Raw genomic sequence first — 12053 nt, 5'->3', positions numbered from 1 at the left:
CCTGGTGTGCCTGGGTGCTGACGTCGGCCGAGGCGGGGGGCACCGGGTGGTCGAAGAGGCCGTTCACGTACATCGAGACCAGGATGCGGCGGGCCGCGTCGTCCAGCCGGGTGCCCGGGATCGCGCCGCCGGTGAGGGACCCGGCGGGAATCCTGACGCCGGCGGGGCCGAGCCCGGCGAGGTCCATGCCCGCCCGGGCGGCGGCGACTTGGTCGTCACCCGCCCAGAAGTCCGGCACGGTGTAGCCCTGGAGGCCGATCTGCTTCTTCAAGTCGTCGAAGAGGGCGGCGTTCTGCGTCGCGAAGGTGCCGTTGATCTTCGGGTAGGCCATCATGACGGACGTGGCCGGGGCGGCGGTGACCACGCGGCGGAACGGCGCTTCGTAGATCTCGTGCAGGGCGCGGCCGGAGACCGCGGTGTCGGTGAAGAAGCGGTTGGTCTCCTGCGTGTAGGCGGCGAAGTGCTTGACCGTGGCGACGACGTTGCGGCTCTGCATGCCCACGGTGAGGGCCGCGCCCAGTTCACCGGCGAGCAGGGGGTCCTCGCCCATGCCCTCGGCCAGCCGGCCCATGTGCCAGGTCCGCGCCAGGTCGATGGTGGGACCGAGGAGGTTGTTGTACCCCTTGGCCCGGCCCTCGGTTCCGATGGCGCTGCCGACCCGGCCCATCAGGGAGGCGTCGAAGGTCGCCGCCTGGGCGATCGGCACCGGGAAGGCGGTGACGCCCTGCTCGCCGCGCAGGCCGGCGGAGGCGTCCACCATCGTCAGGGCCGGTATGCCGAGGTGGGAGAGGGCCGCGAAGTCGCACCTGACGAGCGCCTCCTTCTCGGCGGCCGTCATCCGGGCGAGCATCGCGGCGGCGCGGTCCTGGGAGGTCGCGGCGGCTGCCGCTCCGCTCAGCACGGGAGCCATGCTCGCGCTCAGGGCGGTGAGGGTGGCGGCGGACAGAAACGTTCTTCTCTTCACAGCGGCTCTCCGGGGAAATGGGGGCGGTGCGCAACGGACACATGGGAAAGGGGCCGGCCGCTGGGTCAGGTGACGGCCGGCCCCAGCTCTGAGAGGAGCGCAGTTCCCATGCATTCCCATGCATTCCACGGGGAGGGGAATCGGCTTTCCGTTGCGCCTTCCACTTATTGAGCGGCAAAACTAAGGGCCACATCCAGAGCGGTCAACCCTTGCGGCAGCCGCACCGGAAAAATGCTTCTGACCAGGCAATCTACCCGTCTTATTGAAATAGTGAAGTGAAATTTCAAATGAAAACGGACGGACGCCGACCCGCGCCATCAACCGTATGGATGATGACCATCGACGAGAAGAATGAATACGTCAGGCGGACTTCTTCTCCAGTTCCCAGGAGTCGAATTCGTGTTCTCCCGGACCCACCTCCAGGGGAGGGCATGAGGCGAGTCGTACGACGCCGGTGCAGCCGTCCGGTACGACGACACGGGCTCGTATCCGGCCGCCGGACGTCGTCTCCCACGACATCCGAGCCGTCCCGTAGGGCGTCTCGTGGCGGGTGCGGGCCCAGGTGATGCCGCCGCCGGGGCGGGGGTGGAAGACGAGGCGGCGGTAGCCCGGCGCGGACTCGGCGATGCCTCCGACCACGCGGTGCAGCCAGTCGGCGACAGCGCCGAGGGCGTAGTGGTTGAAGGAGGTCATGCCGCCCGGGTTCAGGGTGCCGTCCGGGCGGAGGCTGTCCCACCGCTCCCAGATGGTGGTGGCTCCCTGGGTGATCGGATACAGCCAGGAGGGACACTCGGTCTGGGTCAGCAGGCGGTAGGCCACGTCGAGGTGTCCGGTGTCGGTGAGCGCGTCGCAGATCTGCGGGGTGCCGACGAATCCGGTCGCGATGCGGGCCCCGTCGGCGAGGACCAGCTCGGCGAGCCGGTCACCGGCCGCGTCGCGCTGTTCCTCGGCGAGCAGTCCGAAGGCGATGCCGAGCGCGTAGGCCGTCGGACTGTCGCTGGTCATCCGGCCGTCGGGCAGCACGTACCGCCCGCGGAAGGCGGCCGTGACCTCCTCGGCCAGTGCCGCGTACTTCTCGGCGTCTTGCTCGGCGCCCAACTCGGCAGCGGACAGGGCGAGATGCCGGGCCGAATGCGCGAAGTAGGCTGTGGCCACCAGGTAGCGGTCGGTGCAGCCGGCCGCCGGGTCGTCGGGCGGAGCGGCGGGGTCGAGCCAGTCGCCCAGCTGAAAGCCGGTGTCCCACAGGCGGCTGGGGCCGGCCAGCCGTGCGACGAGGTCCACCCAGGCCTGGGCCATCGGGTAGGTGCGGCGCAGGATCCGCAGGTCGCCGAAGCGCCGGTACAGCGTCCAGGGCGTCAGGGTGGCGACGTCGCCCCAGGCGGCGCCGGGCTGGATCGGCGTCCACATGGGCTCGCCTGGGATGACCGGGACGTACCAGGGGATGGTGCCGTCGGGCAGCTGCTCCAGGGCGACATCGGTGAGCCAGGATTCGAGCATGCCGGCGCAGTCGTAGAGGAAACCGGCGGTGGGGGCGAACACCTGGAGGTCGCCGGTCCAGCCGAGGCGTTCGTCGCGCTGCGGGCAGTCGGTGGGGATGTCGACGAAGTTGCCGCGCATGCTCCAGACGACGTTCTCGTGGAGCCTGTTGATCAGCGGGTCGCTGCACTCGAACCAGCCGGTGCGGCGCATGTCGGTGTGGTACACCCGGGCGGTCACCGCGCCCTCGGTCAACTCCCCCGGCCAGCCGGTGATTTCTGCGTAGCGGAAGCCGTGCAGCGTGAAGCGCGGCTCCCAGGTGCACGGACCGTGTCCGGCGAGGATCAGGGTGTCGGTGGCGTACGCCTCGCGCAGGGGGCGGGTGGCCAGCTCGCCGTCCTGCAGTACTTCGGCGTGCCGGAGCACCAGGGTCGTACCGGCCGGGCCGTCGACCGTGACGCGGAGGCGGCCCACCAGGTTCTGGCCGAAGTCGAGCAGATGGCGGCCGTCGGCGGTGCGGGTGATGCCGGTGGGGGCGATCTCCTGGGTGCAGCGCACGGGAGGCCCTTGCGGTGCGACGAGGGTGCGCGGGTCACGGCTTCCGGGCCGTACCGGGGTCCACTCCGCGTGGTCGGCCGCGGCGGGGGTCGCCCAACGGGGGTCGTCCAGGCGTGCGTCGAAGACCTCGCCCTCGTACAGGCCGCTGCGCATGATGGGCCCCGGGGCCGCGGTCCAGGTCCCGTCGGTGGCGATGACCGCGGTGGTGCCGTCGTCGTAGGTCACTTCGAGCTGGGCGATGAGGGCCTGGTCGGTGCCGTAGATGTTGCGGGTGCCGCCGTCGAAGCCGTACTTGCCGCGGTACCAGCCGTCGCCGAGCCAGGCGCCGATGGTGTTGGCGCCCGCGGCCAGGTGCCCGGTGACGTCATGGGTGCGGTAGCGCAGCCGGTGCGGGTAGACCGTCCAGCCGGGGGCGAGGATCTCCTCGCCGACCCGGCGGCCGTTGATCTCCACCTCGTACAGGCCGTGCGCGCTGACGTACAACCGGGCCCGGGCCACCGGGCGTTCCAGGTGGAAGTCCTTGCGCACCCGGGCGGGGCGGCGTTCGGCGTCCGGGTCCTCGGCCCATCCGGCGCCGACGGGAACCGCCCGCCAGTCCGCCGGGTCGAGCAGCCCGGCCTCGACCACACTGGGCTCGCTCCATGCGGAGGGCTGTGCCGCGTTGGTCGTCCAGACCCGGACCTGTACGGTCACGCGCTCCCGGGAGGCCAGCGGTGCGCCGGGCCAGGGCACCAGTACCTGGTCGGGGCCGTCAACCCGGCCGCTGCCGTAGGCACGGCCGGCGCGGAGGAGCCTGACGTCGTACGCCTGCTGGCCGCCGGAACCGGGGGGCAGGGTCCAGGTCAGCCGGGGGGTGGCCGTACCGATGCCGAGGCCGTCCGGGAGGTGTTCGAAGGACACCGGCGAGGGCTGAGGGGACAGCAAGAGGAACCTTTCGTCAGGTGCGCGGGAGCTGAAGGGGGGCCGGGCGTCAGCCCTTGAGCGCTCCGGAGGTGAGGCCCTTCATGACCTTCTGGTTGAGGAAGAGGTAGATCAGGAGGGTGCCGAAGACGTTGATGCAGATCGCGGCGAACAGCGGGCCGTACTGGGTGGCGCCGAAGTCACCGGTGAAGTTGAGCAGGCCGACCTGGACGGTGCGCAGATCCTGGCTGTTGGTGAAGGTGAGGGCGATCAGCAGGTCGTTCCAGATGAAGAAGAACTCGACCAGTCCGACCGTCAGCAGGGCGTTGCGGACCATGGGGACGCTGATGGTCCAGAAGGAGCGCAGGATTCCCGCGCCGTCGAGCGTGGCGGCCTCGAACATCTCCCGCGGGACGGCCCGGTAGTACGTGGCCATCATGAACACGGTGAGCGGCAGACCGGTGCCGGTGTAGGTGAGGATCAGCGGCCACAGAGTGCCGGACAGGCCGGTCTGGAAGTACACGGTGAACAGCGGCAGCAGGATCATCTGCGGCGGCACCATCATGCCCGCCAGGAAGATCACCAACGTCAGGCTGCGGCCCTTCCACACCATGACCTGGAGGGCGAAGCCGGCGGCCGTGCCCAGCAGCAGGATCAGCGCGAGCGCCGGGCCGACGGCGAGCAGGCTGTTGCGGACGTACAGGCCGATGTTGCCGGTGGTCCAGGCCTCGGAGTAGTTGGCCCACTCCCAGGTGGTCGGCAGGCTCCAGGTGGAGTTGTTCAGGTAGTCGCTGTTGGACTTCAGCGAGGTGAGGAACATCCACACGAGCGGATAGATCTCGACGACCAGCAGCAGTGCGACGACGACCTTCACCCACACCTTGCTCACCCGCGGGCGCCTGCGGAGGCGTCCGGTGGCGGCGGACGGTCCGCGGCCGGCCCGGCGGGCGGAGGTCTTCAGCGGTGTTTCGACGGCCATGGGTTCAGCCCTCCGTGAGGTCGCGCCGCGAGACGCGGTAGACGACCAGGCTCACCAGCAGGCACACCACGGTCAGCAGCAGGGCGATCGTGCTGCCGTAGCCGTAGTCGCTGTAGGTGAACGACGTCTGGAACATGTACAGGGTCAGCGGGGTGGTGCCGGTGCCCGGTCCGCCGTTGGTCAGGGCCACGATGGAGTCGAAGACCTTGAGCGTGCCGTTGATGCTGAAGATCAGCGACGACATCAGCACGGGCAGGGACAGGGGCAGCACGATGTGCCGGATCAGCCGCAGCCCGGACGCTCCGTCGAGGCGGGCCGATTCCAGGATCTCGTCGGGGATGTCGACCAGGCCGGCGAAGAGGAGCACGGCGTAGAAGCCCATCGAGCGCCAGATGTCCATGACGATCAGCACCCAGAAGGCGTGTCCCGCGCTGCCGAAGAAGTCGATCGAGTCCATCCCGACCGCGTTGAGCAGTGAGTTGACCGGTCCGGTCTGCGGGGCGACCTGGAAGAACTTCTGGAAGAGCAGGCCGACCGCGACCGTGGGCAGCACCACCGGGAAGAACACCAGGGTGCGGACCAGCGCCGAGGCCCGCTTGAGGAAGAAGACGTACAGCAGCGCCAGCAGGTAGCCGGCGACGACCTGGCCGACGGTGACGACGGCGGCGTACTTGAGGGTGAACCACAAGGCGTCGTGGACGGCCGGGTCCGAGAAGAGGCGGGAGAAGTTGGCGACGCCGTTGCCGGTGAAGCCGTCGATGGAGTTGCCCTTGGTGAAGGAGTAGCCCAGCGACCACACCATGGGGACCAGCATGATCAGTGAGTAGACGACGAGTGCGGGACCGAGCAGGATCGCGATGGCCCTGCGGTCACCGAGTACGCGGTGCATGGGTGGTATCCACTTCGATGGCGTTGAGGGGGAGGTGCCGGGTCGGAGGCGGGGCGGCGCGGCCGGGTGTGCGCCGCCCCGGCCGGACTACTGGGCGCCGAGAGCGTCCTGGACGGTCTGCATGAACTGCTTCGCGCTCATGCTGCCGCCGATGAGGCTCGCGGCGTTGGTCTGGCTGACCGTGGTGGCCTTGGTGCTGAACAGGGCCTCGAACCACAGCACGTTCTGCTGGGAGGCGCTGATCGTGTCGCGGACCTGGGTGGTGACCTCGTTGGCGTCCTTGACCGGGGTGTTCACCTTGAAGCCGGAGATGGCGCCGTGGTCCTTCAGCGCGGTGCTGCCGTAGTTCTCCGTGATGCAGGTGACCCAGTCGCCGGTCTTCTTGTCGAGGGACTTGGCGCCCAGCGCGATGCCGAGGCCGACGTTGGAGGGGTACTGGTCGACCGAGCCCTTGCCTCCGGCGACGGCGGGGAAGGGCATGAAGCCGACGTTCTCGGCACCGACCTCGTTCTGCTTGTCGTCGGCGATGTTCGCCAGCGCCCAGCTGCCCATGTAGAACATGGCGGCCTCGCCGGTCAGGAACTGGTTCATCGCGGTGTCGTAGTCGATGGAGCCGACGCCCTTGCCGAAGTACCCCTTCTTGCCCAGCTCGGCGATCTCCTCGGCGGCCTTGACGTACTCGGGGTCGGTCAGCTTCGCAGTGCCGTCGGCGACCTTCTGCAGGGCGTCGGGGCCGAGACTGCGGTAGAGGTAGCCGCTGATCAGCCGGGTCAGGGGCCAGCCCTGCTGACCGGAGGCGGAGAACGGCTGGACGCCCTTGGCCTCCAGCTTCGCGGCGGCGGCGGTCAGTTCGTCCCAGGTGCCGGGCACCTTCAGGCCGTGCTTGGTGAAGAGCTCCTTGTTGTAGAAGATCCCCTCGATGTTGTACTCGTACGGCAGCACCTGGAGCTTTCCGCCGTACAGCGCCTTGATGGTGGAGACGGCAGCCGGCTCGAGCTGGTCGAGGACGCCCAGCTTCTTCAGCTCGGCCTCCAGGTCCGCCACGTGCCCCGACTTGGCGAGCTTCTGGGTGAGCGCGGGGGCGTTGCCCGCGGCGAACTGGACCGGCAGGGCGTTCTGCCCGGCCAGCAGTTGCAGCCGCTGGTCCAGGCTGCTCTGCGGCACGGTCTCCACCTTCAGGGGCAGCTCGTCGTTCGCCGACTTGCACGCTCCCTCGGACATGGTGGTCAGGGCCGTCTTGACCGTGGTGTTCTCGGTGACGCTGAGGTAGCTGAAGTTGCTCGGCGCGGACGCGGTACCACCCCCGCTGCCGCCGCAGGCGGTGGCCAGCAGCGCCATCGACGCGGCGCCGGCCGTGAGCAGGCTCAGCCGCGTACACCGAGCGGAGGACATGCGAATCGACACGGGTGACTCCCAGTGGGTTGGAGAGGGAAGCGAGACGTCAGGCGAGGAACGGAAGAACGGCGCCGGGGGCATCTGAGAGCCGCGCCGTGCGAGGGTTCGTAAAACGTTCTCCGAAGCGAGTGGGCAACACCCTGCACTCGCCGCCCAACTTCGTCAAGACACGGAGCTGTAACACCGGATTCGTCGGCAGGAGACTTGACGTCACACCTATGACATCCTGTAAACCGTTACACCAACGACTACGAGATCCGGAGTGCTGACGATGGACGGGGCCGCGGGACCCAGGCAGAACAAGCGGGTGACCATCACCGATGTCGCCCGGCACGCGGGAGTCTCCACCGCGGCGGTGTCCAAGGTGCTCAACAACGCCTACGGCGTGAGCCCCGCGATGCACGAGAAGGTGCAGGCGTCCATCTCCGCACTCGGCTACCGCCCGCACGCCGCCGCACGCGGCATGCGCGGCCGGACGTACACGATCGGGGTGCTGCTGGACAACGTCCGCAACGCCTTCTTCGCCGACATCCTGGACGGCATCCGCGACGAACTCAGCAGCACCGACTACACGGTGCTGATCGGAGCGGCCGGCTTCGACCCGCAGGACCAGGCCCGCACCATCCGGTCCATGGTGGACCGCCAGATGGACGGGCTGATCCTCATCGCGCCCGGCACCCCCCGGCCGGAGGTGCTCTCCACCGCCGCGTCCACGCCCACGGTCGTGATCGGGCATCACGACGCCGACGCCGGTCACGATTCCGTCGTCGACGCCGACGACGTGGGCGCCGGCCTGGTGGTGGACCACCTCGTCGCCCTCGGCCACCGGGACATCGCCCTGGTCTCGGCCCCGGGCGCCAAGGCCGGCCAGTGGAAACGCACCCCGGAGATCGTGCTCGCCACCGGATACCTGGAGGCAATGGAGCGGCACGGCCTCGCGGACCACGCCCAGGTGCACCACGCCGCCTACTCCGACGACGGCGGTTTCAAGGCCGGTCTCACCCTGCTCACCGCGGAACGGCCCCCCACGGCCATCATGACCGGCGCCGACGTCGCGGCCCTGGGCATCTACCGCGCGGCCCACGAACTCGGCCTGCGCATCCCCGGCGACCTCTCCCTCGTCGGCTACAACAACACCGCCCTCGCCGCCCTGGCGCCGGTGCAGTTGACCAGCGTCGACCAGGCCGGGCACACGATGGGCTCGGCAGCCGCGCGGATGCTCATCGAACGGGTCGAGGGCAAACGCGACCGGGCCATCCGCACCACCATGACGCCACGCCTCGTCGTGCGGGCCAGCACGGCCGAGGCACAGGGCCGGTAGACGGTGGAGCGGGGAGTGCCCGCCGTTCCCGCGGCCCGGCGCGCGAGCCATCACCGCACCTCGGCCGCCCGCGGGGACGGGGCGCGGCGCAGAGTGGGCATCAAGGACGTGGCGAGGCAGGCCGACGTCTCCCTCGGCACGGTCTCCAACGTCCTCAACCGCCCCGAGATCGTCGCCGAGCCGACCAGGCAACGTGTCCTGGACGTCATCGACGCCCTCGGCTACGTCCGGTCCGAAGGCGCCCGTCAGCTGCGCGGGTTCACGTCCCGGCTGGTGGCGGTGCTGGTGCTGGACCTGGCCAATCCCTTCTTCACCGCGCTGGCCGCCGGTGTGGAGCAGGCCGCGGGCGAGGCGGACCTCGGCATCATGGTGGGCACCGCCGGCCGGGGACCGGCCGACGAGGCACGCCATCTGTCGCTGATCACCTCGCACCAGATCCGCGGCGCCGTCCTGGCCGCGGGCGAGGGTGCGGGTCGTACTGTCGCCGCCTTCCGCCGCAACGACGTGCCCTTCGTCATCGCGGACCAGAACGCCCCCCAGCTGGGCGCGTGTTCGGTCGGCATCGACGACGTGGCCGGCGGCCGGGCCGCCGTGCACCATCTGCTCCAGCAAGGACACCGCTCGATCGGCTACGTCAGCGGACCCGACCGTCTCCAGCAGGTACGCGACCGGCGCCGGGGCGCGGCAATCGCCGTCGGCCTGGCCGGTCTTCCCGCGACGGTCCTGCGGGATCTGCTCTGCCCGGCGCTCACCGTCAGCGCCGGGAAGGACGCCGGTCACCGCATCCTGGGGCTCGCGCAGCGGCCCACCGCCGTGTTCTGCGCCAACGACCTGCTCGCCCTCGGGGTGCTGCAGGCGCTCTACGAAGCGGGCCTGAGGGTGCCGGACGACATCGCGGTGATGGGCTACGACGACATCGAGTTCGCGGCGTCCGCCGTCGTACCGCTCACCTCCGTGCGGCGGCCGGCCGTCGCGCTGGGCCGCGAGGCCGGCCGCCTGCTGCTGCAGGACACGGCGGAGGGCTCCGGTCACTCCGGTCACGAACACGCCCATGTCGTCCTGCAACCGGAACTGGTCGTCCGCAGGTCCACCATGCGGACGACCACCCGGTGAGCCGGCCCGGTCAGGCCTGTACGCCGGCATGCTGCGGAGGCGCCTTCGGTGCGCGCGGGGTCAGCAGCATCAGCGCGGCCGACATCAGCAAGGTCAGCAGGCCGAGCAGCAGGACCGCCGAGGCGAGGGTGCCCAGGACGCCCTGGGCGGCGAGGAGCGCGAGCGGGCAGAGGAACTCGCCGAGGAAGAAGGCCGCCGTCCACAGGCCGGTGCCCCGGCCGCGATCGGCAAAGTCGAGCCGCGACAGCGCCAGCGTCAGCAGCGACGGCAGCAGCAGCCCGGTGCCCACGCAGTTGACGACGGCGCCGATGATGAGCAGCGCGAGGTGGTCGGTCGCGCCCATCAGCAGGAAGCCCACCGCGCACAGCAGGAACAGAGCGGGAAGACGGCGGCGGGTGTGGTCGCCGAGCTTGGTGAAGATGACCGACCCGAGGACGGTGGCCGCACTGGCGAGCGCGGTGACCGCGCCCACCATTGCGGTGGACTGCACGCCCAGGTCGTCCATGAGGAAGGACATCTCCACGGGCACGGTGTAGAAGACGGCGGCACCGAAGACGGTCAGCAGGCAGATGCCCGCCATGCGCCGGACGGGGAAGGGGCGCCGCTCCTCCGCGGGGGCCGGCTCCAGGGCCGTGGCGGGGACCGGGCCCGGGGCGGGCAGCGCCCAGGCCATCACCGGGGCGAGCAGCAGGCCGACCGCGTACAGCCAGAAGGGCGCCCGCCAGCCGACCGAGCCCAGGGCGCCGCCGACGGCGAAGAAGACGGTGGCGGACGCCGACGCGCACATCGTCTGGAGCGCGAGGTAGCGGTCGCGCACCCGGCCTTCGTAGTAGTCACCGATCAGTGTCGTGCAGCAGGTCATGATGGCCGCTTCGACGATGCCCACCAGGACGCGGCTGACCAGGATGGCGTGCAGCGAGTCCAGCCACAGCGGCGCGGTGCCGAACACGGCGTACAGCGCGGTGGCGGCGACCAGCAGCCGCTTGCGGCCGAGCCGGTCGACGAGCACCCCCGCGAACGGCGCGAGCACGGCCAGGGAGAGGGCCGGGACGGTCAGGACGAGCGGGACCAGGGCGGCGCTGCCGGCGACGTGCGCGAAGTGGTCCTCGATGCGCGGCAGGACGGGCGCGATCAGCACGGCGCCGAGGATCGGAAGGCAGCTCCCGGCCATCAGCAGCACGACGGGCAGCCTGCCCAACAGGCCGCCGCTTCCTGTGCGTTCGTGGGTGGGCAGGGCGGCGGAAGCGGGCATGGCGGCACTCCGGGGGACGCGGGGAAGGAGGGCACCGCGGCGGGGACGGGCCGGAGGTGTGACGGCTCCGGCGAGCGGCGTACGGGCGCGGCGGTGTCCCACGACTATGCGTTCCGGGTATCGCTCTGCCCAGCCCTCGCGCCATCCAAGTTGCCGATGGGATCGATCCAGCGGATGGATGGCGGTGCGCCTTCACGAGCCGCCCTCCCTTGAGCGGCCACCGGCTCAGCCCTCGGGCCCCAGGCGCGCGCCGACGCGGGCGGCCGTCTCGCGCAGCCAGATGTGCGCCGCGTCGTGCGTGTGGACCGGGTGCCACCACAGCGCCTCACGCAGCGGCACCGCCTCGTAGGGCGGCTCCACCACCCGCACCGCGGCGACGGGTTCCATCATGCGGGCCATCCGCGCCTGCACCAGGGCGATCCGCCGGGTCCCGGCGACCAGCAGCGGCAGCAGCTGGAAGCTGTCGACGGAGACCTCGACGCGCGGTTCGATCCCGAGCATGCCGAGCTGGCGCACCGCGGGGGCGTCGTAGGTCCGCTGGTACGTCACCCAGGGCAGCCGGGCCAGGTCCTTGCGGGTGAGCCGGTCGTCCACGCTCGGGTGGTCGCGTGCCACGAGGAAGACCCAGCGGTCGTCGTAGAGGTCGGTGGCGGGGAAGTCGCTGATGACGCCGTGCGGCATGAACAGGCCGTCGGTGGCGCTCAGCAGGGTGGCGGTGTCGTCGACCACGGTCGTCGGGGTCTGGGAGAAGCGCAGCCGGATCCCGGGCGCCTCCTCGTGGATGACACGGGCCAGTTCGGTGCCGAAGACCGCCACCGCGTAGTCGGAGGCCACCAGCCTGAATTCGCGGTTCTCCTTCGCCGGGTCGAAGTCCGCCTGGCTGGCGAAGAGCCGTTCCAGCACGTCGTAGGCGGTGGAGGTGCGGTCCAGGAGCACCTGGCCGAGCGCGGTCAGCTCGTAGTGGCCGCCGACGCGGGCGAGCAGGTCGTCGTCGAAGTGGCGGCGCAGCCGTGCGAGGGCGGCGCTCATGGCGGGCTGGCTGAGGCCGACGCGCTGCCCGGCACGGGTGACGTTGCGCTCCTCCAGCAGGGCGCGCAGGGCGACGACGAGATTGAGATCCAGCCGGGCCAGGTTCATCGGTTTTCCTCTGCGGTCCTGTGCGGTACGGCGTCAACCAGGGCGGAATCCATCGGGTGGATGCCAGTC

8 protein-coding genes and 1 pseudogene are annotated in these 12053 nt (G+C 70.4%); 2 read left to right on the top strand and 7 right to left on the bottom strand.

Annotation, left to right across the window (positions count from 1 at the left end; translation table 11 throughout):
• Positions 1-283: 283 nt before the first annotated feature.
• From ACFYW5_RS14860 to ACFYW5_RS14840, 5 genes and pseudogenes are all read right to left on the bottom strand, one after another.
• A pseudogene (locus ACFYW5_RS14860) lies at positions 284-760 on the bottom strand (glycoside hydrolase family 3 N-terminal domain-containing protein); the annotation flags it as partial.
• Positions 761-1324: 564 nt separating this feature from the next.
• Positions 1325-3898: a family 78 glycoside hydrolase catalytic domain gene (locus ACFYW5_RS14855; protein WP_389417359.1), complete on the bottom strand. Its 2574-nt coding sequence runs from the start codon at positions 3896-3898 to the stop codon at positions 1325-1327.
• 70 nt (positions 3899-3968) lie between these two features.
• Positions 3969-4877: a carbohydrate ABC transporter permease gene (locus ACFYW5_RS14850; RefSeq protein WP_389417358.1), complete on the bottom strand. Its 909-nt coding sequence runs from the start codon at positions 4875-4877 to the stop codon at positions 3969-3971.
• A gap of 4 nt (positions 4878-4881) precedes the next feature.
• On the bottom strand, positions 4882-5766 hold the full coding sequence (locus tag ACFYW5_RS14845) for a carbohydrate ABC transporter permease (protein WP_389417357.1): 885 nt from the start codon (positions 5764-5766) through the stop codon (positions 4882-4884).
• An 87-nt stretch (positions 5767-5853) separates the two neighbouring features.
• Positions 5854-7170: an ABC transporter substrate-binding protein gene (locus ACFYW5_RS14840; RefSeq protein ID WP_389417356.1), complete on the bottom strand. Its 1317-nt coding sequence runs from the start codon at positions 7168-7170 to the stop codon at positions 5854-5856.
• A 298-nt stretch (positions 7171-7468) separates the two neighbouring features.
• Here ACFYW5_RS14840 and ACFYW5_RS14835 point away from each other — a divergent pair, with 298 nt between their 5' ends.
• Entirely contained in the window at positions 7469-8482 is a 1014-nt protein-coding gene (locus ACFYW5_RS14835) for a LacI family DNA-binding transcriptional regulator (RefSeq protein WP_389417355.1), read from the top strand.
• Between the two features lie 93 nt (positions 8483-8575).
• Positions 8576-9595, top strand: coding sequence for a LacI family DNA-binding transcriptional regulator (locus tag ACFYW5_RS14830; RefSeq protein ID WP_389417480.1), 1020 nt, complete (start codon positions 8576-8578; stop codon positions 9593-9595).
• Positions 9596-9605: 10 nt separating this feature from the next.
• On the opposite strand, the gene ACFYW5_RS14825 is transcribed toward ACFYW5_RS14830, so the two are convergent.
• Together ACFYW5_RS14825 and ACFYW5_RS14820 are read right to left on the bottom strand one after the other, a co-directional pair.
• Positions 9606-10847, bottom strand: a complete 1242-nt coding sequence (locus tag ACFYW5_RS14825; protein ID WP_389417354.1) for an MFS transporter — start codon at positions 10845-10847, stop codon at positions 9606-9608.
• Positions 10848-11072: 225 nt separating this feature from the next.
• Positions 11073-11984, bottom strand: a complete 912-nt coding sequence (locus tag ACFYW5_RS14820; RefSeq protein WP_389417353.1) for a LysR family transcriptional regulator — start codon at positions 11982-11984, stop codon at positions 11073-11075.
• Positions 11985-12053: the final 69 nt, after the last annotated feature.

Source organism: Streptomyces sp. NPDC002779 (assembly GCF_042888685.1).
GTDB lineage: Bacteria > Actinomycetota > Actinomycetes > Streptomycetales > Streptomycetaceae > Streptomyces.
This window is presented reverse-complemented; position numbering and strand designations above follow the sequence as displayed.